Genomic DNA, 23066 nt, shown 5'->3' with positions numbered 1-23066 from the left:
TTGGTATCACTATTCATCAATATCACTCCACCAAAAATTCTTAAAAAAGACACTGTAAACCAGCATATTAGACACTTAAATGTAACAGACTTGATACTTTGGCACAGCTTTTGGAATTGAGGCTTGTAATTAACAACAGGTGAGAGCCTGAAATTTTAAAACAAGATTCTTCTAAAAGAAAAATATTATGAAAAAGTTATTATTAAGCGCTTCGGTTATTTTATTGGCAACAGGTGCATTTGCACAAACAAAAATGACTGGTGAAACTGCCCGTTTTGGAATTAAAGCCGGTGTTAACTTATCAAAGTTCCATGCAGGTGGCGATGATGCAGCAGCAAATGCTTTTAACGACAATGCAAAAAACAATGTAGGTTTTAATGTTACAGCATTCGGCGATTTTGGTGTAGGAAATAACTTCTTTATCCAACCAGGTGTTTCGTTACAGAACAAGGGTAACAAATTTGAATCTACAGGTACTTCAACTATTGGAAACAATACCGTTACCACAACTTCATCTGTTAAAACAAATTTAATGGCTATTGAAGTTCCAATTAACGCGGTATTCAGAATCCCTACAGGCGATGCTGGTGCAGTTCAGATCAGTGCCGGTCCTTACATCGGTTTTAACATTTCGGGTAAAGACAAAGGACAAACAACAATCACTACGGTTAACAACAGCAATAATACAAGTGCTACTGTTACCAACTCGAATGACAGGGATTTATCTTTTGGTAGTGCAAGCGACAAAAACTATGGTAGCACAGAATTTGGTGCAAACTTTGGTTTAGCTTACCGTACAAACTCTGGCTTTTTAGTAGGTGCTAACTACGGTTTAGGTTTAACTGATTTAACACCAAAAGACAGACAGGCTAACGCCAACAAATTAACTAACCGTGTGTTAGGTTTCTCAGTTGGTTATTCGTTCTAAGAAAAGCCTTAAAAGTAAAAAACCGTCCCGATGTAAAAATCGGGACGGTTTTTTTATGCCTTAAATTTATTAGTCGTAAAAATTCCAGGTTACGCCAAACTTTAACAATGCATCCTGCATCGGGTACCGGTTTACAGTGTAGTATCCCCGCTGAAATAAACCCTGGTTTACGAAATCGTATTTCACAAATATGTTTGCCCGTTTTAAATTGGCTTTAAAGAAAACATCTACAATTGGTTTTGAGGCAAATGTTATCGGATTGGTTTCATCTATATAAAACTGCGCAGTAGCAGGCGAATACAGGTAATTTGCATATTCAGAATTGTACCTTACATCAAAACCGATGTTTGCTTTTAGTACCTTAAAAAAGGTATTATCGAAATAAATACTGTTATAAGTATAAAAATCAGGAGTTCTTAAGATGGCATTGTTATCGGTTTTCTGGTAGGCGATGTAATTTTCCATTGCAAACCTTCCAAACCTCCATTTTTTAGATACATCTATCCTGATCAGGCTGATATCGGCAGTGGCCTGTTTAGGTAAAATAGCCGTGGTACCATTAGAATGATCGGCTCCGAAATACAGGTAATTACTGGTTAAAATATACCGGGCCCCTGCGTTCAGGCCATATTTATCATTAATATAATTGAATGATAAATTGGCAATTTTAGTGTTTTTAAAATCGTTATTGGTCCACTGGTAGTGGTTGCCATGGTAATAATTAAATATGGTTGCCGGCGATTGGTTCTGTGCGTAAGCACCCAGCTCTATCCGTCCGATTGATTTGCTCAGCAAAATTTTACTTTTAGCTTCGTAGAGGTAATCGCCCGCGTTTTCGCCCTGTAAAATCTGCTCAACATTTAAGTTAAAATCAATATTGGAAGAGAAACGATATCCTGCAGCACCCAAAATGGTTATATTCTGATAAGCAAAACGGCTTCGCTCGTAATTTGTTCCATCCTGTTTAATGCCCAAAAATTCGTGTTTGTAATAATCGTGCCTTACCCCGGCATCAACCTTTAATTCATTTTTAATCAGTGAAGAATTTTTTGGCCTTAAGAAAAAGCTATAAATAAATTCATTTTTAATGTGCTGCACATGGGTAGAATCGTTGGTAAAGGTTGTACTGTTTATCCCTGGGGGCAATACATTATTCGGATCGGTACCATTTTTATAAAAATCGTAACTGTCGTTATTGTACTCAAAAGTATAGGTAACCTTATTAGTCGGCAAAACAGCATTATTTGCATTTGCCGAAGTATCAATCCGGCCAACGTAATAAGTTTGCTTTAAAAACACGGTATTTTTTTTATACATGTTTCTTGAATCGGTCAGGTTTACAGCCTCACCATCCCTGCTGATGGCGTTATATCCCGGATCGAAGATATTCTGTGCCACAACCGATCCATTCTCGTAACCCCGCATGGTGTTAAAAATTGCAGAGGCCCACATGTTATAACGCTTGCTTGGCGATTGGTACCAGGAGAAAACGGCAACATTTAAATTATCACCGCGTTGCCTTACATAGAAACCCTTGGAATCTCCCCGGTTAAAATTTACGCCAACATTCCAGTTTTTTTTAATGTTCTGGCTGTGTATAGCCCTAAAAAGCTGTTCCTTTTGTCCGGCACTAACAAAGTATAAACTGGTAAAGGGGGTTCTGGCCTGATAGTAAATGATATCTTCAGGCGTTAAGGCGTAATAATCGAGCGAGTGGAAACCCACATCGAAACCGATTCTTTTACTTGGCTCGTACAATAAAGGCCTTGCAGATAAGCCCATGTTTCCGGTGCTGATGGTAGGGTGCATGGGTTGCAAAAGCGGACTATAATTCTGAATGTTAACCGTAGAGGTATCTAAAGGCAACAGTACAATGCTATCTTTACTGAGGCCAAGTTTGGTATAACGGATATACCTTGCAGTAAAAACCACCGAATCTTTTCCGCCATCCAGTTTCTTCCGAACAGAATCGAGCTCTTTGTTGGTACCCACATTTGTTTTTAAATCTTGTGCAAAGGCTTTATTGATGCCGGCAAGCATGAAGACTAAAAAACAGATTTGAACGATTTTACGCATGTTACAATTCAGAAATTAAGCGGGTTAAAATTTCTGTCATCTTCGGTTCGGCCTTTGCCGCAGCGGCTAAAATTTCATCTAAGTTAAAGGGCTGCAGATCTTCAGGGAAACCTTCATCAGTAAGTACAGAAATGGCGAAAACCGGTAAACCGGCATGGTTGGCCACAATTACTTCCGGTACAGTACTCATACCCACAGCGTCGGCACCAATTAAACGTAAATATTTATATTCTGCCTTGGTTTCTAAATTCGGACCAGAAACGGCAACATATACGCCTTTATGGCATTTTATATCTACATTTTTTGCAATTTCTAAAGCTTTGGCAATAATATCGCGTTTATAAGGCTGGCTCATATCGGGAAAACGCGGACCTAATTCACTTTCAATAATGCCACGTAAGGGATTATCGGGCTGTAAGTTAATGTGATCTTCAATAATCATTAAATCGCCTTTTTTAAATTCAGGGTTTAATGAGCCTGCTGCATTGGAAACGATCAGGTTTTCGATACCCAAACCTTTCATTACCCTTACCGGAAAGGTAATCTGCTGCATGCTGTAACCTTCGTAATAGTGCAAACGGCCCTGCATGGCAATAATTTTCTTACCATTCAGTGTACCAAAAATAAGTTTGCCGCTATGAAATTCTAACGTAGAAATAGGGAAGTTTGGAATATTAGAATACATCAACTGATGTTCTACTTCGATTTCTTTTACCAGGCCGCCTAAGCCAGTACCTAAAATAATTCCAATTTCCGGTTTAAAATTTTCGGTTTTGCGTTTTATATATTCAACGGTTTCTTCTATTGCTCTTAACATAATTTAAAATGAGTTCGTCAAAGGTAATCTTATCTTCTTCAAATAATTCAACCTCTATGGGTAAATAATATACAGGTAAATCTAACAGTAAATCTTCAAATCCGGTAGCTCTTAAACGCTTGCTGTCCTTTTCTGTTGTGATGATGATTTTTTCTTTTTTAATCCCGGCCAGAAAAGTGTTTTTAAACTTTCTGATATCAGCTTCCTTAAAAGCATAATGATCAGGAAATTCTTCATGTTTAATGGTTTTGGAATATTTTCCAAGTTCTTCTATTAAAGGTTCCGGATTGGCAATACCGGTTAAAAGGTAAATTTCAAAATCTTTTACCGATTCGAGTTCGCGGGTTTCTTTTCCATATAAATGAACCAGCTTACCATACTTTAAATACGAATGTAATACAGGCTGACTGGTATTGGGCTGAAGCTCATTTATTGAGGCCTGTTGTGCTACGTGTAATAGAGGAACCGGTGATTTGGTAACCAATAATACATCTGCCCGTTTACGCGAAGAAAAAACATCCCTCAAATTACCCGCCGGCAGTAAAAACTGTAAAGTCCCTAATTTTCTGAATTCGAACAGCAGGATATTAAAACCTGCCTGTACCGCACGGTGCTGAAAGGCATCATCGAGGATAATGAGATCATGGTTTTCTTTTAGCTGGTTGATGCCTTTTACGCGGTCTTCGCACACGGCAACAGTTACGCTGTTAAATTTCTGATGGTACTGTAAAGGTTCATCACCAATGGTTTCGGCGGTTGTAGTGGCATCGGCAAGGATAAATCCCTTTGTTTTGCGTCCATAACCCCTGCTTAAAATTGCGATTTTATGATCGGCCAGCAACCTCACCAGATATTCAACGGTAGGCGTTTTTCCTGATCCGCCAACAGCCAGATTCCCCACGCAGATTACGGGCAAATCAAACTTTACAGAACGCAGCATCCCCCAATCGTATAATTTTTTACGGAGGGTAATCGCCAATCCATATAGCAGTGAAAAAGGGAGCAGTAAAAGACGCAGGTAGTTTAGTAACATATCGTGGTTTCAAAAATACTGATTATTTAAAAAAGAAAGGCATTTGTACCGGCATGCCATTAAAGCAACCCCTGAGCGGAGGAAATGGTTTGGAAAGATGTAAAATGGAAGATGGAAGATGGAATGATCAATAATCAATTTCAAATGATCAGTAACTAAGTGCACTAATGAACAATGAACCAATAACCTGTTTTCAGTTGGCGATTACCAATCAACAAATGACTAATGAACAATTTAGCCACGAATGCACTGATCTACACTGAATATTTTTTTGCATCATGCTGACTAATGAACTAATGAACTAATAAATCAACTATAATTTAAGTTTTTTTATTATCATTGTTACCTATCAAAACATAATTTAATGTCTCCTAGTAAAAGATTAGTTGTTGGCCAGGGCCAGATCAGTGGATATATTTCTATTTTCTTAGCCGTACTGGCACTTTTAGGGATCCTGTGTTTTCATTATCCTGAAAAGCTAACCACCCCCGAATTTCGCGAAATATACACCAAAGAAAGCATGGAAGCTTTAATGCTGGGTGGCGTTATTGCCTGTTTCTTTTTTTCTTTGTTGAGTTTAATCCTCAGCAAAAAAATTAAATGGGCCTGGCCGGGTTTTGCATTGGGCGCCTTAGCAGTAATATTAGGCGCATTAAGTGTTGAAGGCAGGGATGTAGCCAAATCGAGCTGGCATTTTGGGTTAGACTGGATGATCTTAGACCTGCTTTTGATGGTCGCTATTTTTGTTCCTTTGGAGTTATTCTTTCCAAAAAATAACGAGCAAACCAAATTTCACGAAGAGTGGCGCACTGATTTAACCTATTTTGTAATCAGTCACCTGTTTATTCAGTTTTTTGGCATTATTACCCAAAAACCTGCCGTATTATTCTTTGGCTGGATGGGATTAGATAAAGTACATGCATGGGTACAGGGTTTGCCTTTTATAGTGGCTTTGTTCCTGGCATTCTTTAGTACAGATCTGTTTCAGTATTGGGCACATCGTTTTTTCCATACCCGTGTAGCTTTATGGCGTTTCCATTCGATACACCACTCTACGCAGAATATGGATTGGCTGGCCGGAAGCCGCACCCATTTTATCGATATCTTTTTTACCCGGGCCATGACATTTATTCCGCTTTACGTTTTAGGTTTCTCATCGATGGTTTTTAACGTGTACATTATTTTCATTGCGATACACGCCGTATTGATCCATGCCAACACCCGCATTAATTTCGGACCGCTTAAATACATTTTTACTACCCCACAATACCACCACTGGCACCATTGCGAAGACCCGAAATATTACGGACATAATTTTGCTTCCATATTTCCATTTATCGACATGATGTTCGGCACCTATTACTTACCGGGCAAGGAATGGCCCGCCGGAACGGGCGTACACGAGGCAGCCTACCCGAAAGGTTTTGTTAAACAATCTATTTATCCTTTTACCAAAAGTCCGTTTGATAGCGATTTAAATATGGAAGAACGGAGCGACAGGTAGTGCTAACGCTCGTTTCTAACGAGCGTTGAATAGTTCATCGTTTAAAACGATGCAATTGTAAAGCTATTTCTGCATTCGTTTGGAAATGAAGGCAAGCGAACATAAATAGATTAAATGATTAGGAAAGCAATGCCTGCAGTAAAGATCAATGTTAGCCGGGCTTTCCGCTAAATCTTTTGTTTTTGAAGGAAAACAAAAGGATATCGCTGCAATCCCGTTTAATCAATACCGGCAGTGCTGCTGTTAAAGGTTTTTAAACCCGGTGCCAGGTTGTTAATTTTTAAGCTAACGCTTGTTTCTAACGAGCGTTGAATAACTCATCGTTTTAAACGATGTAATCATAAAGCGATTATACATCCTAATCATTAGGAAAGCAATGCCTGCAGTAAAGATTAATGTTAGCCGGGCTTTCCACTAAATCTTTTGTTTTTGAAGGAAAACAAAAGTATATCGCTGCAATCCCGTTTAATCAATACCGGCAGTGCTGCTGTTAAAGGTTTTTAAACCCGGCGCCAGGTTGTTAATTTTTAAGCTAGCGCTCGTTTCTAACGAGTGTTCAATAACTCATCGTTTTAAACGATGTAATCATAAAGCGATTTCTGCACTCGTTTGGAAACGGGCACATACGCGTTAAAGACTTGCAACCGGAACAAACAGAAATTTAAAGTGTTATATTAGCGTTCCATCTCATCTTATGCAGTCCGAAACAGAAATTTTAATTATTGGAGGCGGATTGGCAGGATTAACTGCTGCACTCCACCTGAATAAGCTCGGGCTAAACGTGATACTGATTGAGCAAGATCCCTATCCCCATCATAAAGTTTGCGGCGAATACATTTCGAACGAAGTACTGCCCTATTTTAAATGGCTCGGCCTCAATATTGAAAGTCTTATGCCTGCTTTAATCAGCGACCTGCTTTTTACTTCCCTTTCTGGCAAAAGCATACAAACGAAATTACCACTTGGCGGTTTCGGACTTAGCAGGTACACGATAGACCACTACCTCTATACCGAACTTATCAGTAGAAATGTAAAGGTAATTCACGATCGCGTTGTGCAGGTAAGTTTCGCTAACGATCAATTTATAGTCGAAACAGCAACTAATAGTTTTACTGCAGCCTATGTTATCGGCGCTTATGGAAAAAGATCAGCAATCGATGTTAAACTAAACCGGAAATTCATCAGCAAGCAATCGCCCTATCTGGCTGTAAAGGCACACTATCAAGCAGATTTCCCTAATGATGTGGTTAGCCTGCATAATTTCGAAGGCGGCTATTGCGGGGTTTCCAAAGTAGAAAATAACCGGTTAAACATTTGTTACCTCGCCAATTACGAAAGTTTTAAAAAGCACAAAAACATTCTGGCTTATCAGGAAAATATCCTTTACAAAAACAGTTACCTGAAAGCGATTTTTGAAAAAGCAGAAAATTTATTCGACACGCCTTTAACCATCAGTCAGGTTTCCTTTGAAGCCAAAGAACCGGTATATAACCACATTTTAATGACTGGAGATACCGCCGGACTTATCCATCCGCTTTGTGGAAATGGCATGGCGATGGCCATTCACAGTGCCAAAATCGTTTCAACACTATTACATCAAAAAATAAATGGTAAAATCAGCTCCCGCGCCACGCTGGAAAATCATTATACCATGCAATGGAACAGGGAATTTAAAAACCGCTTAAAAATGGGCAGGCTTTTATCTTCTTTGCTTAAAAACAATAACCTTGAGCGTTTTACAATGAATACTTTAGGTAAAATGCCCTTTTTGCTCAACCAAATTATTAAACAAACCCACGGAAAACCGATTACCATTACAACATAAATGCCTGTAGATACCACATATAGAAGCAATGCCCCCGAAATTATGGACGATTTTGCCATGGAAGGCGAAATATTACGCGATGCACTGGATAAAATAGCCAGCATTAACCAACTCCTGGGTGGCAACAAAGTTACATTAGATGGAGTTAAAAAATTAACCGGCAGCAAACCAAAGGATGAACTGATACGTATTACTGATATTGGCTGCGGAAACGGCGATATGCTGCGCACTTTAGCCGGTTATGCCAAAAGGAAAGGTTTAAATTTTATCTTAAAAGGAATTGATGCCAACAGGTTTACCATCGATCATGCGAAAAGTTTATCCGGAAATTATCCCAATATCACGTACGATTGCAGCGATATTTTTGAAGACCTGGGCAAAGATGAACCCTGCGACATTATGCTTTGCACCTTAACCCTGCATCATTTTAAGGATGAAGAAATTATTGCGCTGCTGGAAAATTTTAAAAGATCGGCCAGATTGGGCATCGTGATTAACGATTTGCAGCGAAGTGCACTGGCTTACCGGCTTTTTAAAGCCTTATGTTATGTGTTCCGGTTAAACGATATGTCGCGCGAGGATGGATTGGTATCAATCCTCCGCGGGTTTAAAAGAGCCGACCTGGTTAAATATGCGAAACAATTACACCTTAAATCGGGTTCGATAAAATGGAAATGGGCTTTCCGCTACCAATGGATAATTAAAACAATATGAGCGTAACCGTAAAAGCAGTAAGCAAAGCCTTGCCCGGATTCTGGCGATCAACCGATGAGATTTTGCCATTCCTCGATGTTTGGTTAAAAGACCAGGACGAACGCTTTGTAAGAAAAGTAAAAAAGATTTTCGAAGGTGCAGCGGTTGATAAACGCTATTCGTTTATGTCGCCCGAAGAAGTTTTTAGTGATTTAAGCTTTGAAGAGCGGAATAAGATTTATGTACGTGAAGGCATCAAACTAGGCGCTAAATGTTTGGGCTCGGCACTCGAAAAAGCAGGCTGGCAGGCGCAGGATCTGGATTACATCATTACGGTGAGCTGTACCGGTATTATGATCCCCTCTCTGGATGCCTACCTGATCAATTTATTAAAACTCCGTCAGGATGTGGTGCGTTTGCCCGTAACCGAAATGGGCTGCGCAGCCGGCGTATCGGGTATGATTTACGCCAAAAACTTTCTGAAAGCAAACCCAGGCAAACGGGCAGCAGTTGTGGCTGTAGAATCGCCAACCGCAACCTTTCAGCTCAACGATTTCTCAATGGCCAATATTGTGAGTGCGGCCATATTTGGCGATGGCGCTGCCTGTGTACTCTTAAGTTCGGACGAAAAAGACAGCGGACCAGAGATCTTAGCCGAAGAAATGTACCATTTTTATGATGCAGAAGAAATGATGGGTTTTCAGCTTACCAACACCGGCTTACAAATGGTACTGGATATTGCGGTGCCCGAAACCATTGCAGCGCATTTCCCCGATATTATCCACCCCTTTCTGGCAAAAAACAACCTTGAAATTAAAGATATCGACCATTTGATTTTTCATCCGGGAGGGAAAAAAATTATTCAGATTGTAGAAGAACTATTCAGCGAACTCGGTAAAAATATAAACGAAACAAAAGAAGTTTTACGGCTTTACGGAAATATGAGCAGCGCAACCGTACTCTATGTTTTAGAACGTATGATGGATAAAAATCCCGCACCCGGAGAAAAAGGTTTGATGCTTAGTTTTGGCCCGGGTTTTTCTGCACAAAGAATATTGTTACAATGGTAAGTTCATTCCATCATTCACTCATTCAATCATTCACTCATTCTATCATTTAATCATTCACACATTCAATCCCTCAATCATTCACACATTCAATCCTTCCATCATTCCATCATTCAATAATCCATGACAAAACACGAAATATTAGCTAAACTCCCCTATGGCAAATCCTTTCTATTTGTTGATGAGTTATTGCACGTTGACGAAAACGGCGCGAAGGGAACGTTTACTTATGCCGAAAACCTCTTCTTTTATGAAGGCCATTTTAAAAACCATCCGGTTACTCCGGCGGTTATCCTCACCGAAACCATGGCACAGATCGGTTTGATATGCCTGGGGATTTATTTATTAAAAGATAACCACACTGAACATCAGCTATCAATTGCGATGACTTCGAACACCATCGACTTTTTAAAACCGGTTTATCCTGGCGAAAAAGTGGTGATTACGAGTGAGAAAGTTTATTTCAGGTTTAATAAACTGAATTGCAAAGTAAAAATGGAAAATGTGGGTGGTGAGTTGGTTTGCAAGGGAAATATTTCGGGCATGTTAATTACAAAAAGCAATGGATAACAGGGTTGTAATTACCGGTTTGGGCGTATGCGCGCCGAATGGGACCACGATTCCGGAATTTTCGGATGCGATTAAAAACGGACGTTCTGGTATCCGCCATCAGCCTGACCTGGAAACGTTAAATTTCTCCTGTCAGATTGCCGGCAAACCCGAATTGAGCGAAGAAAGGATCAGTCAGTATTTTACCCCGCTCGAGCTCCGCAATTTAAACAGCAGCGGTATTGTTTACGGTGTAATTGCAGGATTGGATGCCTGGAAAGATGCAGGTTTACCAATAGAAAATAACAATGAACCCGATTGGGACAGCGGGACTGTTTTCGGAACGGGAACTTCGGGTATCGATAAATTCAGATGGGCCATTAATAAAATTGATGAGCTCGAAATCAAAAAACTGGGAAGCACGGTAGTGATACAGACCATGGCCAGCGGAGTGAGTGCATTTATCAGCGGTAAACTCGGATTGGGCAACCAGGTGAGCACCAATTCATCGGCCTGTGCAACCGGAGCAGAAAGCATTTTACTGGCTTACGAAAGGATTAAATCCGGTCAGGCTACAAGAATGCTGGCAGGGAGCACCAGCGATAGCGGCCCTTACATTTGGGGCGGTTTTGATGCCATGAAGGTTTGCACCTTTAAACACAATCACGAACCGGAAAGCGGCAGCAGGCCAATGAGTACAACCGCAAGTGGTTTTGTGCCGGGAAGCGGTGCAGGTGCACTGGTGTTAGAATCGCTGGAAAGTGCCCTTGCCAGAAATGCCAGAATTTATGGCGAAGTACTGGGTGGTCATGTTAATTCGGGTGGTCAGCGGGGTTCAGGTACGATGACTGCACCTAATCCTGATGCCGTTCAGCGTTGTATTAAAGCGGCACTGCAAAGCGCAGGCATACAAGCGGCAGAAATCGACGTAATTAACGGTCACCTTACCGCTACCACTAAAGATGCCCTCGAAATCCAAAACTGGAAAGCAGCATTGCAACTACCTGCAGGTCGTTTTCCCTACATTAACTCATTAAAAGGCATGATCGGGCATTGTATTGCCGCTTCGGGCAGTATAGAATGTGTGGCTTCCATACTCGAATTGGCCGAAGATTTCATTTTCCCGAACATCAACTGTGAAGATTTAAGTGCAGAAATTAAGGAATTAATTCCTGAAAAAAGCATTCCCCAAACCTTAATCCGCGAGCAGGTTAATATCTTAGCTAAAGCCAGTTTCGGATTTGGCGACATTAATGCCTGCGTCATATTTAAAAAATACACCTCATGAATAAAGAACAGATTATCGAAGCTTTAAAAACCATTGTTCAGCCTTACAGCGAAGAAACCTCGGCTTTGGCCCATATTGATGAAAATACCGATTTTATCAACGATTTAAAGATCAACTCAGCCAACCTGGTTGATATTATTCTTGATATTGAAGAGAAATTTAATATCGAAATAGACAACGATTCTATGGCAAAAATGCTCAATGTAAAGGCTACAACAGCTATTATAGCATCAAAACTGGAAGCGCGTGACGGGCAATGATATTGTTGATTTAGACCTTGCCAAAACCCAGAGCAACTGGCGGCGTAAAAATTACCTCAACAAGATTTTTACTACCGAAGAACAGTTGCTGATTGCCGCAGCAGAAAATCCTGATGCGATGGTCTGGCTGTTGTGGAGCATGAAAGAATCGGCCTATAAAATCCATAACCGTAAAACCGGCCTCCGGAATTTTGCTCCTAAAGGTTTAAAGTGTATGATTCATTCGAATACTTATGGCGAAGTAAATATTGATGGCGATACCTATTTCACCAAAAGTAATATCCAGACACCGTTTGTGCATACCATTGCCTCAGCGGTTTACAAGCACCTGGAGGAGATTAAAATCTCGATTTATGCAGCTCCGGATCATTTTTTCGATTATAAAAGTACTAACCCGGCCTGTGTGAGCCATCATGGCAGGTACCTGGCTTTGGTGTATTAATTCCAGAGTTGACAACTTTATTAGCAGTGTAACCAGAAAGTGTCAACACTTAGAAACCACCTGTATTGGTGCTGGCCTAACATACAACAAGTATCTTTTTTTAAATCCCACTACAAAAAAAGATGCACCAAAAACTATTTGTAAGTATAAAAAGCCATTTAATGCCACCTTTTTAGAATACTCCCTGGCGGTAAGTCGCCCCACAAAAAACATTCAGATAAAAATTCCTTAAAAAAATAATACTAATTTATAATTTATTAAAAAATCTCTTAAATTAGCTATCGGAATATAATTAATATTACATTTCAGCTCATCCCGATTATTAAATCTAAAGCAATCCCTGGCTTTAGGCAAATCATCCCACAGTAACCGTATTAAAGATGAAACATTTAATAATAAACATATGAGTACATCTAATCAAATTTCACTGGAAATACCCGCAGCGGTAATTGCAAAAGCCCTGAAAGCCTTGCAGGAAAGCAAAGCTGCCCTGGCCCCTTATTTACGTGCCCTTAGCGATGACGAAAAAAAATCGTTGTTTAAAATGGGCGATAAAACCATAGCAACTGTAAAAAAGGTGAAGTCGTATATCGAAACAAATCCGGAATTTGTTCCTGCTTACATGGATAAGGCCGAGTTTTTAAAAGATGAGCAACTTGCCGCACAACTTAGTCCTTTAAGCAGTTTGGCAGAACAACTTGCTTCCGATCTTGATGACACCGTGGTGCTCGCCGGAAGCGATGCAATATCATCGGCATTGCTTTATTATGGACAGGTTAAAGAAGCTTACGCTAAAGGAGTACCTGCTTCTAAGCCAATTTATGAAGATTTAAGCCAAAGATTTGCAAGAAAAGGGTCTAAATCAATTTAAGTATGAACTAAAAGGCACTTAGAACAGGTTTTACCCTTCTAAGTGCCTTTATATGATAATGATTAATGTTAAAACAGAGAAAACACCATCCGCTTCTTCCTATCCATACCTCCATCCTCATCATTTGAGTATCTTATACCCGTAATTGACACTATTTACCTCAACCACGAGACTATTAGTCTCAAATTTGAGTCTTTTATACTCACCACCCACACTATTTACCTCAACCGCGAGACTATTAGTCTCAAATTTGAGTCTTTTATACTCACCGCTCACACTATTTACCTCAACCGCGAGACTATTAGTCTCAAATTTGAGTCTTTTATACTCACCACCCACACTATTTACCTCAACCGCTATAAATTATCTTTTCATATCCCCTGATCAGGCATTATTCTACTATTTTTTGATTATCATCATCGCTACCGCAGTGAAGAAATTTCAAACCACGCCGTTATTTCTTTACTTCTATCTTCTGAAGATTAAAATCTCTTGCGATGCTGCGGCCTAAAGATTCAGCTATTTCACCAAAGAGAAGAACAGTTAAAACAATACTCCAGATGATAGATAATGTCTTTTTTTCCATTGTAGTAATTTTTAAAAAACGGTTGATAAGATCTGTTAATTTACTTTTTTAAAGTAAGTAAATATAAGGAATAACAGATTCATACCACCATTCAGATTAGCCGGATTTTAACCACAACTGCTTTAAAATTATCTGTTCAATAATTCCCTTTCCACAAACAAACGTTTGCCCTGTTTTCTTTACAGAATTATAGAATTGCCTAGCTCAAAAAGCCTTATCTTTGCTCAAATCATAAAAAATAAAATATGCTTAAAGGATTTTTTAACGTACCCACTCCGGTAAACGAACCTATATTAAATTATGGCCCGGGCAGTAAAGAACGTGCACTTTTAAAAGAAGCACTTGCCGAAGCCCGCGCACAGCAACAGGATATTCCGATGTATATCGGCGGAAAACAGGTTCATACTGCCAAAAAAGGTAAAGTTGTTCCTCCACACGACCACCAACATATTTTAGCCCAGTTCAGCATTGGCGATAAAACACATATTTCACAAGCGATTGATGCAGCTTTGGCGGCAAAACAAGACTGGGAAAACCTGGCCTGGGAACACCGTGCGGCCATTTTCTTAAAAGCTGCCGATCTGATTGCAGGTAAATACCGCTATAAATTAAACGCTGCGACCATGTTGGGTCAAAGTAAAAATGCTTACCAGGCCGAAATTGATGCTGCCTGCGAGCTGATCGATTTCTTACGTTTTAACGTAAGCTATATGGTTGATATTTACAAACAACAACCTCCTGTTTCTCCCCGCGGAAGCTGGAACCGTGTAGAGCAACGCCCTTTAGAAGGTTTTGTTTTCGCCCTTACCCCTTTCAACTTTACTGCAATTGCGGCTAATTTACCGGCATCTGCAGCCATGATGGGTAATGTTGTAGTTTGGAAACCAGCCGATACACAGGTTTATGCTGCCAACCTTTTAATGGAGATTTTCCGCGAAGCTGGTGTACCTGATGGTGTGATCAATCTGGTATATGCCGATGGTCCTGAAACCGGCGAGGTTATTTTTAACCACCCTGATTTTGCAGGTATCCACTTTACAGGTTCAACCAAAGTATTTCAGGAAATCTGGAAAACAATCGGAACAAACATCCACAAATACAAATCATATCCACGTATTGTGGGCGAAACCGGAGGAAAAGATTTTATCCTTGTTCACCCCTCAGCACAAACAAAAGCAGCCAGTACCGCTATCGCACGTGGTGCTTTCGAATACCAGGGACAAAAATGTTCTGCGGCCAGCCGTGTGTACATTGCAGAAAGCCTTTGGCCTGAAATTAAAGAACAAATGTTAGCTGATCTTGCCACTTTTAAAATGGGCGGAACGGAAGATTTCAGCAATTTTATCAACGCAGTTATTGATGAACGTTCTTTTGATAAACTGGCTAAATACATCGATCAGGCTAAACAGGACCAGGGTGTAGAAATTATTGCCGGTGGTAACTACGATAAATCTAAAGGTTATTTCATCGAACCAACCATTTTAGTGGTTGATGATCCGAAATATACCACCATGAGCGAAGAATTATTCGGTCCGGTTTTAACCGTTTATGTTTATGCCGATCAGGATTTCGATCAGGTGCTGGAGTTAATTGATACTACTTCGCCTTATGCCTTAACCGGTGCCTTAATTGCTCAGGACAGGTATGCGATTGAAAAAGCGAGTCATGCCCTACGTAATTCGGCTGGTAACTTTTACATCAACGATAAATGTACCGGTGCCGTTGTAGGCCAGCAACCATTTGGTGGTGCAAGAGGTTCGGGTACTAATGATAAAGCCGGATCGATGATCAATTTATTACGCTGGGTTTCTCCACGTACCATTAAAGAGGTTTTCGAATCGCCGACTGATTACCGTTACCCTTTCTTAGCAGAAGATTAATATTTACTCATCAGGCCAGGCAATTATTGTCTGGCCTTTTTTATGCCTGACCGAATACCCTTTCTAACCATGAACCACAAATTTTTACTTTCCTTATTAGCTTTTTTAGCAAGCTTTAATTTTTACGCATCCGCACAAAAGAAACCCAATGTCATCATCATCTATGCTGATGATTTAGGTTATGGCGATCTGAGCTGTTATGGCGCAACAAAAATAAAAACCCCTAATATTGATGCGCTGGCCAAAAACGGATTAAGGTTTACCAATGGCCATGCCACGGCTGCTACCTGTACCCCTTCGCGTTATTCGTTAATGACCGGACGATATGCCTGGCGCAAAAAAGGAACCGGCGTTTTACCTGGCGATGCGGCATTGATTGTCCCAACCGATAACACTTCGCTCCCATCCATTTTCCAGCAGGCGGGCTATAAAACCGGTCTTGTGGGTAAATGGCATTTAGGTTTAGGTACTGCCGTAGAAAAAGACTGGAATAAGGAAGTAAAACCCGGCCCCAAAGAAGTAGGATTCGATTATTCGTTCATTTTTCCGGCCACTGCCGATCGTGTGCCAACTGTTTTTATGGAAAATCAACTGGTGGTGGGTTTAGATGCGAAAGATCCGATTACGGTTGACTACAAAAACCCGATTGGCACCGATCCAACAGGAAAAGATCATCCGGAATTGTTAAAAATGCCTGCGGAAGTAAATCACGGACATAACATGACGATTGTAAACGGCATTGGCCGGATTGGTTACATGCAAGGAGGAAAACTGGCCCGCTGGACCGATGAGGAACTCCCTTTTACTTTTTTAACCAAAGCCAAAAATTTTATTGAAGACCATAAGGAACAGCCATTTTTTCTCTACTATGCCTTAACCGAACCACATGTACCACGTTTACCAGCTACCATGTTTAAAGGCAAAAGTGAACTCGGTTACCGCGGTGATGTAATTTTACAACTCGATTGGGCGGTTGGCGAAATCACCAAACAACTGAAATACTTAGGCCTGGACAAAAACACCATGATTATTTTCAGTAGCGACAATGGTCCGGTAATTATGGATGGATATGAAGATCAGGGTGCTGAAAAATTAAACGGACATAGCCCCGCTGGCCCCTTACGTGGCGGGAAATACAGCATTTTAGAAGGCGGCACCCGCGAACCTTTTATCATCTCGTGGCCGGCAAAAATAAAACCCGGCGTTTCTGATGCCCTGGTATCGCAGATTGATTTTCTGGCATCCTTTGCCGGTTTTTTCAACTTAGAAAGTAAAAATGCGATTGATAGCAAAAACCAATGGAATGCTTTTATTGGAAAAGACCAGAAGGGACGTGATTTTTTTATCGAACAGAGCGGCCAGCTGGCCATCGTTAAAGATCACTGGAAATACATCAGGCCATCAAAAGGAGAAGCTTATTATAAACTAACCCATACGGATAGCGGCAACCTGCCAGCTGCCCAATTGTATAATTTAAGCGATGATGTTGGCGAAAAGAATAACCTCGCATCAAAATATCCCGAAAAAATAAAAGAACTGGAAGCTTTGCTGAGCGCAGAAGAAGCAAGGACGAGGTAGATCATTATTGCCAGGTTCCATTAAAAAGGTCGTCATTGCGAGGAGGAACGACGAAGCAATCTTAAAGCTCACGCCAGTAGCGATCATTGTAAGATTGCTTCGTCGGCTGAAAAAGCCTCCTCGCAATGACGACCCCTCTAAAGGAATCTCTGAATGACAGTATAGCCAGAAGCACTAATCCACCACCAACATCCTCTTATACTCTTTCGGCGTAACCCTTTAGCCTGTTTAAAAAATTATTAAAGTGAAAAAGGTTTTTAAAACCACAAGCATAAGCCAGCTGGTGTAAACCCGAAATAACACTTTCTCCATGATGAAGAGAATATAATGGACTACGATTGGTAATCCGGGATAAAAATCCGCAGATTGCTGCCAAATAAACCAAAACCAATCTGCAACTGTGCTGTTCTATATAAATAGTTAATACCTGAAATTATGGAAAGTACAAAAGATAACAACGAGAATTTAGGCGATAAAAATGCTGATAATTCAGCAGATAAAACCAACATGCCCGATCAGCTGGTTCCGCGCCACCGCAGCAACGATAGCGAAAAGAAAAACACCGTAGAAAGCGATGCCGGTAACCTGGGCAGGAATTTTGGAAGAGGCGATTTTGGCTCTGAAGAAGCCAGGGAAGATGCCGAAAAAGGCAATAAAGGCCATGCAGGCAATATGCCGAACAGCACCGAAAAATAAAAGCCCCCGATGTAAAATCGGGAGCTTCTCCTAACAACTAAAAAATAACACCTGTGGGGTGTTTTATCCTACCTTAAACGCAGGGGCAACATCATCAAGGCAAGTACAGGTTACTTTTAAATCTTTGATGATTCCTGTTTTTAAGCTATAAACCCAGGCATGCACGGCTAATTCCTGTCCGTTGGCCCATGCACTTTGTACAATCGAAGTATTGGTTACATTCGCAGCGCCCTCAATCGCATTTAATTCTACCAGGCGGTCAAAACGTTGCTCCGGATCTTTAATGGTAGCCATCTCACGTTCGTGCGTACGGTACACATCCCGGATATTTCTCAACCAGTTGTCGATAATTCCAACTTGTTTATTGCCCAAAGCAGCTTTAACACCACCGCAACCATAATGGCCGCAAACAATAACATGTTTTACTTTTAACACATTAATCGAATAATCGAGTACCGAAAGTAAGTTCATATCCGTATGCACCACCACATTGGCAATGTTTCTGTGTACGAAAATATCGCCTGGCCTGGTATTCGTAATCTGGTTGGCCGGCACTCGGCTGTCAGAACAGCCAATCCATAATACCGGCGGACTCTGCCCTTCTGAAAGTTTATCAAAAAAGGCAGGATCACTGTCTATCGTATCTTTAACCCAGTCTTTATTACCCTGTAATAAGCTCTCGTAGGTTATATCTTTCGTATCTATTGTTTTTGCGCACATAATTATATTTTATTAATGTCTTCTTCTACTTTTATATTCAATTTCGGTACAGAATAATGTTTCTGTATGTTTTCTAAAGTTACGATAATGCCCTTTGTATAAGCATTATGTTTGTAATTGTAAATGGTTTCCAATACATCCGGATCGATGTACCTGGCATTAGAACCATCAATGATTACATTGGTTTCTTTGGGGATATTTGTTAAAACTACCTGTATCGCTGCTTTATTTAAAAAGGAAACCTCTTCTGCCAGTTTAATCCTGATGTTCTTTTTATCCCCTTCGTTCGAGATCCTGTAAAAGAAGGGGTTGCGCATATTCGTCCTCAACAAATAGAAAACCGAAACCAGCATACCAACAGCTACACCTTTTAACAAATCGGTAAATAAAACCGCCACAACGGTAATTACAAAAGGAACAAACTGATCCCAGCCTTTGTGGTACATGTGTTTAAACAAACCAATGCGGGTTAATTTATAACCAGTTACCAATAAAATTGCGGCTAAACAGGATAGCGGGATCATATTGATCAAACCCGGAATAAACAACAGCGATAACAACAGCCAGGTACCATGAAAAATGGCCGACATTTTGGTTCTGCCACCCGCATTTACGTTGGCCGAACTCCGCACAATTACCGATGTCATAGGCAAACCGCCAACCATTCCGCTGGTAATGTTACCTATACCCTGTGCAATTAATTCCCTGTTTGTAGGTGTTACACGTTTAATCGGATCAATTTTATCCACCGCCTCAATACTCAGCAAAGTTTCTAAACTGGCCACAATAGCAATGGTTAAAGCTACAATGTAAACATTTTTATTGGCCAGTTGTGAAAAATCAGGCAGGGTAAATAAGCCCAGAAATTCGCCAAAACCGCTTACCACCGGAATCTTAACCATCTGGTCAGCACGTAGCGGATGATCGGTACCAGCAAACAACAGCGTTCCTAAAACACCCAAAGTTACCACCAGCAAAGGTGCAGGTACCACGGCCAGTTTCGGAAATTTAGGCCAGATAATCAAAATGGCAATCGATAATAAGCTGATAACCACCGCTGCCAAACTAAAATGGCTTAGCGCTGCTGTAATCGCAGAAAAAGTATTTTCGTGATCTTGTTGAAAGAATCCTTCATCACCTGTAAAATCGGTATCAACACCCAATGCATGCGGTAACTGTTTTAAAATTAAAATCAGTCCGATGGCTGCAAGCATCCCTTCAATTACGCTTGATGGAAAGTAATTACCAATGGTTCCGGCTTTAACCAGGCCCAAAATCAACTGGAAAACCCCGGCCAGTACCACAGCAAGTAAAAAGGTTGGATAGTTGCCCAAAGAGGTAATGGCACCCAGCACAATAACGGTTAAACCTGCCGCGGGGCCACTTACACTCAGCTGCGAGCCACTAAAAGAAGCAACCACTATTCCGCCTATAATGCCGGTTATTAAACCCGCAAACAATGGTGCACCCGAGGCCAGTGCAATACCCAAACACAATGGCAATGCCACTAAAAACACTACAATACTTGCAGGTAAATCTTTCTTTAAATTCTTTTTAAGAATATATTTTTTCACATCCGAACCTGAAAAGGCCGGGTTAAACTTTTGCATAACGATATAATTATCTGGTAAATTTTAACGAATAAATCGCGGGGGGAAATATTAATGGCATACTGAGCATAGCAGAACAAAACCACGTAAAATTTTATTAACATGGCAATACTCCATTAAAAAATCAGGTACAAATAATTTACCCCAATAACAAGAACTAGATAAAGTTAGGCGGCGGTGTGGGCACCGTAGGATGATATGGATCTACATATCTTTTGAAGTGCTCGATAAAACTGCTCTTCAAAATGAAGTGACTAGAAGAGAACTCGTAAGAAAAGATAGGATGATTGAGTTCTACAAGTTTAAAATCAGTAAACTTTGCGGTGTCTTTGGCGGTATCCTTCCCGCCGTCATGCTCTAACTCAATCTGCATGATTACGGCGTTCATGATTTCCTTGTCGATACTTGTACAAAAAACCGGTGCACCAGAAATACCCATCTTCGCCATGAAGATGAACATGAATGCGGTTACGATTATATACTTGTACTTCCTTAAAAACATTTGCTGATTCTAATGTCGTTTTAATACTAACGTTTACAAAAATAAACGGATAATTGGTTTTTCAATGCTTTAGGCTGTAAAAAAAATGTAATTTAAGTAAAAAGCAGGCAGGTACGATGCAAAAAAAAGGTTATTGGTTTGTTTTCGCCTCATTCAAACCTCAAAGATTTTTAAAACATTAAAATGTTCTTTAGTTATTCTTAGATAGCGAAGGTGGTTATTTTTTTTGGAAATGAAGGGTTCGGTTTTTATGGCGGCTTCAGTCCCGCTATCGCTTTACTCCGTTGCACTTCGTGTTCGCTCCTATCGGGTTTATTAACAAAGGCAGTGGCGCCATCGCATTATTCAAACCCCTCATCCTAAACAGCGCTTGCGCTCGTTTCTAACGAGTGCTCGAATAGCTAAACAATTTTATCGTTTTAAACGATAAACCATTCAACGCCCGTTAAAAAACCGTTTGTTTCCAAAACAAAATCATTCACTCCTAACTATTTTCTTATTCCATTAGCCTTGCATTACCGCCAGTAATTTTTAATTTTAAAATCTCATAGCTTCAGCAATGGATAAAAAAATAGCATTACTTAAAGATAAAATCAACCAGGCCAACCTTGGCGGCGGTCAGGCCCGTATTGATAGTCAGCATAAAAAAGGTAAACTTACTGCCCGCGAGCGCATCCATTTTTTAATGGACGAAGGCAGTTTCGAAGAAATCGGCATGTTGGTTACCCACCGCAGCACCGATTTCGGCATGGAACGTGAAAAATACCTAGGTGATGGTGTGGTAACCGGTTACGGAACCATTAACGGGCGCTTAACCTATGTTTTCTCTCAGGATTTTACCGTATTTGGTGGCTCCTTATCCGAAACCCATGCCGAAAAAATCTGCAAATTAATGGATATGGCCATGAAAAATGGTGCACCGCTAATCGGCTTAAACGATAGTGGTGGTGCACGTATTCAGGAAGGTGTGGTTTCTTTAGGTGGTTACGCCGATATCTTTTACAAAAACGTTCAGGCATCAGGTGTTATTCCTCAACTATCAGCCATTATGGGTCCATGTGCCGGTGGAGCGGTATATTCTCCCGCCATTACCGATTTTATCCTGATGGTAGAAAATACCTCTTACATGTTTGTTACCGGCCCTAATGTGGTAAAAACGGTAACACACGAAGAAGTAACTTCAGAAGAATTGGGCGGTGCCAGCACACATGCTACAAAATCGGGTGTCACCCATTTTGCCTGCGCCAACGAAATCGATGCCATTAACCATGTAAAAAAATTACTGAGCTATATGCCTCAGAACTGTGAGGAAATTGCCGGTCATTTACCTTACGAAGCTGCCGACGAAAGCCGTCCGGAGCTGAATACTTTTATGCCCGAAAACGCTTCACAACCTTACGATATCCGCGAAGTAATTAGCACGGTGACAGATACCGATAGCTTTTTAGAAGTACATGCTGCTTTTGCAGAAAATATTGTGGTAGGCTTTGCCCGTTTAGCAGGCAGAAGTATTGGCATTGTAGCCAATCAGCCCGCTTATCTGGCAGGTGTTTTAGATAGCAATTCTTCGAATAAAGCCGCCCGTTTTGTCCGCTTTTGCGATTGTTTTAACATTCCTTTACTCGTATTTGAAGATGTTCCCGGCTTTTTGCCCGGTACTGATCAGGAGTGGAACGGCATTATTACCAACGGGGCAAAATTATTATATGCCTTTAGCGAAGCAACAGTGCCACGCATTACTGTGATTACCCGAAAAGCCTATGGTGGCGCCTACGATGTGATGAACAGTAAACACATTGGTGCAGATATGAACTATGCCTGGCCAAGTGCCGAAATTGCGGTAATGGGTGCCAAGGGTGCGGCAGAAATCATTTTTAAAAGAGAAATTACCTCAGCAGAAAACCCCGAAGAAAAATGGCTGGAGAAAGAAAAACTCTATTCTGATATCTTTGCTAATCCTTACCGTGCAGCAGAACGCGGCTTTGTTGATGAAGTAATCGAACCTGCCCAAACCCGTATAAAGTTGATAAAAGCTTTCAGGATGTTAGAAAATAAGGTGGTAAATAACCCCCGAAAGAAACATGGAAATATACCTTTGTAATGAGGGAAGATGGATGAGGTAAGATGGATAATGGACTAAT

At 40.7% G+C, this 23066-nt stretch carries 22 protein-coding genes; 15 read left to right on the top strand and 7 right to left on the bottom strand.

Annotated elements, in window-relative coordinates:
• The first annotated feature begins 187 nt into the window (after positions 1-187).
• Positions 188-928 (top strand): outer membrane beta-barrel protein, encoded by a 741-nt coding sequence (locus ACTJKC_RS12955; protein ID WP_344852789.1) that lies wholly within the window; start codon positions 188-190, stop codon positions 926-928.
• Positions 929-997: 69 nt separating this feature from the next.
• Here the strand turns inward: ACTJKC_RS12955 and ACTJKC_RS12950 are convergent, their stop codons facing one another.
• From ACTJKC_RS12950 to lpxK, 3 genes are read right to left on the bottom strand one after another with little or no spacing between them, the layout of a single operon-like run.
• Complete coding sequence (locus tag ACTJKC_RS12950) at positions 998-3004, bottom strand: putative porin (RefSeq protein WP_344852788.1); 2007 nt, start codon at positions 3002-3004, stop codon at positions 998-1000.
• Between the two features lies 1 nt (position 3005).
• Complete coding sequence (locus ACTJKC_RS12945) at positions 3006-3821, bottom strand: purine-nucleoside phosphorylase (protein ID WP_187591642.1); 816 nt, start codon at positions 3819-3821, stop codon at positions 3006-3008.
• Positions 3793-4854 (bottom strand): tetraacyldisaccharide 4'-kinase, encoded by a 1062-nt coding sequence (gene lpxK / locus ACTJKC_RS12940; protein WP_440792447.1) that lies wholly within the window; start codon positions 4852-4854, stop codon positions 3793-3795. Before lpxK ends, ACTJKC_RS12945 begins: the two co-directional genes overlap by 29 nt.
• Here lpxK and ACTJKC_RS12935 point away from each other — a divergent pair.
• The 10 genes from ACTJKC_RS12935 (at position 4812) to ACTJKC_RS12890 (ending at position 13353) form a co-directional block, all read left to right on the top strand.
• Positions 4812-4988: a hypothetical protein gene (locus ACTJKC_RS12935; RefSeq protein ID WP_440792989.1), complete on the top strand. Its 177-nt coding sequence runs from the start codon at positions 4812-4814 to the stop codon at positions 4986-4988. The two genes, lpxK and ACTJKC_RS12935, sit on opposite strands and share 43 nt — an antisense overlap.
• A gap of 230 nt (positions 4989-5218) precedes the next feature.
• Positions 5219-6358, top strand: a complete 1140-nt coding sequence (locus tag ACTJKC_RS12930) for a sterol desaturase family protein (RefSeq protein WP_440792445.1) — start codon at positions 5219-5221, stop codon at positions 6356-6358.
• 694 nt (positions 6359-7052) lie between these two features.
• Positions 7053-8183: an NAD(P)/FAD-dependent oxidoreductase gene (locus tag ACTJKC_RS12925; RefSeq protein WP_440792443.1), complete on the top strand. Its 1131-nt coding sequence runs from the start codon at positions 7053-7055 to the stop codon at positions 8181-8183.
• Positions 8184-8897 carry a methyltransferase domain-containing protein gene (locus tag ACTJKC_RS12920; protein ID WP_344852784.1) on the top strand — a complete coding sequence of 238 codons (714 nt, stop codon included), beginning with the start codon at positions 8184-8186 and terminating at the stop codon, positions 8895-8897.
• Positions 8894-9946, top strand: coding sequence for a type III polyketide synthase (locus ACTJKC_RS12915; RefSeq protein ID WP_440792441.1), 1053 nt, complete (start codon positions 8894-8896; stop codon positions 9944-9946). Before ACTJKC_RS12920 ends, ACTJKC_RS12915 begins: the two co-directional genes overlap by 4 nt.
• A gap of 120 nt (positions 9947-10066) precedes the next feature.
• Complete coding sequence (locus tag ACTJKC_RS12910; RefSeq protein ID WP_440792439.1) at positions 10067-10513, top strand: 3-hydroxyacyl-ACP dehydratase FabZ family protein; 447 nt, start codon at positions 10067-10069, stop codon at positions 10511-10513.
• Complete coding sequence (locus ACTJKC_RS12905; RefSeq protein ID WP_440792437.1) at positions 10506-11780, top strand: beta-ketoacyl-[acyl-carrier-protein] synthase family protein; 1275 nt, start codon at positions 10506-10508, stop codon at positions 11778-11780. Before ACTJKC_RS12910 ends, ACTJKC_RS12905 begins: the two co-directional genes overlap by 8 nt.
• Positions 11777-12040, top strand: a complete 264-nt coding sequence (locus tag ACTJKC_RS12900; RefSeq protein WP_344852780.1) for an acyl carrier protein — start codon at positions 11777-11779, stop codon at positions 12038-12040. The genes ACTJKC_RS12905 and ACTJKC_RS12900 overlap by 4 nt, the downstream gene beginning before the upstream one ends.
• Positions 12027-12482 (top strand): 4'-phosphopantetheinyl transferase family protein, encoded by a 456-nt coding sequence (locus tag ACTJKC_RS12895; protein WP_440792435.1) that lies wholly within the window; start codon positions 12027-12029, stop codon positions 12480-12482. Before ACTJKC_RS12900 ends, ACTJKC_RS12895 begins: the two co-directional genes overlap by 14 nt.
• Before the next feature lie 403 nt (positions 12483-12885).
• Positions 12886-13353: a hypothetical protein gene (locus tag ACTJKC_RS12890; protein WP_344852778.1), complete on the top strand. Its 468-nt coding sequence runs from the start codon at positions 12886-12888 to the stop codon at positions 13351-13353.
• Between the two features lie 454 nt (positions 13354-13807).
• Here the strand turns inward: ACTJKC_RS12890 and ACTJKC_RS12885 are convergent, their stop codons facing one another.
• Positions 13808-13939, bottom strand: coding sequence for a hypothetical protein (locus tag ACTJKC_RS12885; protein WP_440792433.1), 132 nt, complete (start codon positions 13937-13939; stop codon positions 13808-13810).
• Positions 13940-14184: 245 nt separating this feature from the next.
• Here ACTJKC_RS12885 and pruA point away from each other — a divergent pair, with 245 nt between their 5' ends.
• From pruA to ACTJKC_RS12870, 3 genes are all read left to right on the top strand, one after another.
• On the top strand, positions 14185-15819 hold the full coding sequence (gene pruA / locus ACTJKC_RS12880) for an L-glutamate gamma-semialdehyde dehydrogenase (RefSeq protein ID WP_440792431.1): 1635 nt from the start codon (positions 14185-14187) through the stop codon (positions 15817-15819).
• 69 nt (positions 15820-15888) lie between these two features.
• Positions 15889-17397, top strand: a complete 1509-nt coding sequence (locus ACTJKC_RS12875; protein WP_440792429.1) for a sulfatase family protein — start codon at positions 15889-15891, stop codon at positions 17395-17397.
• A 435-nt stretch (positions 17398-17832) separates the two neighbouring features.
• Positions 17833-18093: a hypothetical protein gene (locus tag ACTJKC_RS12870; protein WP_344852774.1), complete on the top strand. Its 261-nt coding sequence runs from the start codon at positions 17833-17835 to the stop codon at positions 18091-18093.
• Positions 18094-18156: 63 nt separating this feature from the next.
• Here the strand turns inward: ACTJKC_RS12870 and can are convergent, their stop codons facing one another.
• From can to ACTJKC_RS12855, 3 genes are all read right to left on the bottom strand, one after another.
• A complete protein-coding gene (can, locus tag ACTJKC_RS12865; protein ID WP_440792426.1) occupies positions 18157-18813 on the bottom strand; it encodes a carbonate dehydratase in 657 nt (218 codons plus the stop codon).
• Positions 18814-18815: 2 nt separating this feature from the next.
• Positions 18816-20423, bottom strand: coding sequence for a SulP family inorganic anion transporter (locus ACTJKC_RS12860; protein WP_440792424.1), 1608 nt, complete (start codon positions 20421-20423; stop codon positions 18816-18818).
• A gap of 157 nt (positions 20424-20580) precedes the next feature.
• Positions 20581-20883, bottom strand: a complete 303-nt coding sequence (locus ACTJKC_RS12855) for a hypothetical protein (protein WP_293310014.1) — start codon at positions 20881-20883, stop codon at positions 20581-20583.
• 601 nt (positions 20884-21484) lie between these two features.
• Here ACTJKC_RS12855 and ACTJKC_RS12850 point away from each other — a divergent pair.
• Positions 21485-23026, top strand: a complete 1542-nt coding sequence (locus ACTJKC_RS12850) for an acyl-CoA carboxylase subunit beta (protein ID WP_440792422.1) — start codon at positions 21485-21487, stop codon at positions 23024-23026.
• The last annotated feature ends 40 nt before the right edge of the window (positions 23027-23066 follow it).

The organism is Pedobacter sp. 22226 (genome assembly GCF_052045455.1).
Classification (GTDB): Bacteria; Bacteroidota; Bacteroidia; order Sphingobacteriales; family Sphingobacteriaceae; genus Pedobacter; species Pedobacter jeongneungensis.
Note: the sequence above shows the minus strand (reverse complement) of the source record. Positions and strands in the feature narration are given on the sequence as shown.

Bases quoted from the DNA above. Each gene is read 5' to 3' on its own strand.
- ACTJKC_RS12955 (WP_344852789.1), top strand. From the start codon at position 188: ATGAAAAAGTTATTATTAAGCGCTTCGGTTATTTTATTGGCAACAGGT.
- ACTJKC_RS12950 (WP_344852788.1), bottom strand. From the start codon at position 3,004: ATGCGTAAAATCGTTCAAATCTGTTTTTTAGTCTTCATGCTTGCCGGC.
- ACTJKC_RS12945 (WP_187591642.1), bottom strand. From the start codon at position 3,821: ATGTTAAGAGCAATAGAAGAAACCGTTGAATATATAAAACGCAAAACC.
- lpxK (WP_440792447.1), bottom strand. From the start codon at position 4,854: ATGTTACTAAACTACCTGCGTCTTTTACTGCTCCCTTTTTCACTGCTA.
- ACTJKC_RS12930 (WP_440792445.1), top strand. From the start codon at position 5,219: ATGTCTCCTAGTAAAAGATTAGTTGTTGGCCAGGGCCAGATCAGTGGA.
- ACTJKC_RS12925 (WP_440792443.1), top strand. From the start codon at position 7,053: ATGCAGTCCGAAACAGAAATTTTAATTATTGGAGGCGGATTGGCAGGA.
- ACTJKC_RS12920 (WP_344852784.1), top strand. From the start codon at position 8,184: ATGCCTGTAGATACCACATATAGAAGCAATGCCCCCGAAATTATGGAC.
- ACTJKC_RS12915 (WP_440792441.1), top strand. From the start codon at position 8,894: ATGAGCGTAACCGTAAAAGCAGTAAGCAAAGCCTTGCCCGGATTCTGG.
- ACTJKC_RS12910 (WP_440792439.1), top strand. From the start codon at position 10,067: ATGACAAAACACGAAATATTAGCTAAACTCCCCTATGGCAAATCCTTT.
- ACTJKC_RS12905 (WP_440792437.1), top strand. From the start codon at position 10,506: ATGGATAACAGGGTTGTAATTACCGGTTTGGGCGTATGCGCGCCGAAT.
- ACTJKC_RS12900 (WP_344852780.1), top strand. From the start codon at position 11,777: ATGAATAAAGAACAGATTATCGAAGCTTTAAAAACCATTGTTCAGCCT.
- ACTJKC_RS12890 (WP_344852778.1), top strand. From the start codon at position 12,886: ATGAGTACATCTAATCAAATTTCACTGGAAATACCCGCAGCGGTAATT.
- ACTJKC_RS12885 (WP_440792433.1), bottom strand. From the start codon at position 13,939: ATGGAAAAAAAGACATTATCTATCATCTGGAGTATTGTTTTAACTGTT.
- pruA (WP_440792431.1), top strand. From the start codon at position 14,185: ATGCTTAAAGGATTTTTTAACGTACCCACTCCGGTAAACGAACCTATA.
- ACTJKC_RS12875 (WP_440792429.1), top strand. From the start codon at position 15,889: ATGAACCACAAATTTTTACTTTCCTTATTAGCTTTTTTAGCAAGCTTT.
- ACTJKC_RS12870 (WP_344852774.1), top strand. From the start codon at position 17,833: ATGGAAAGTACAAAAGATAACAACGAGAATTTAGGCGATAAAAATGCT.
- can (WP_440792426.1), bottom strand. From the start codon at position 18,813: ATGTGCGCAAAAACAATAGATACGAAAGATATAACCTACGAGAGCTTA.
- ACTJKC_RS12860 (WP_440792424.1), bottom strand. From the start codon at position 20,423: ATGCAAAAGTTTAACCCGGCCTTTTCAGGTTCGGATGTGAAAAAATAT.
- ACTJKC_RS12855 (WP_293310014.1), bottom strand. From the start codon at position 20,883: ATGTTCATCTTCATGGCGAAGATGGGTATTTCTGGTGCACCGGTTTTT.
- ACTJKC_RS12850 (WP_440792422.1), top strand. From the start codon at position 21,485: ATGGATAAAAAAATAGCATTACTTAAAGATAAAATCAACCAGGCCAAC.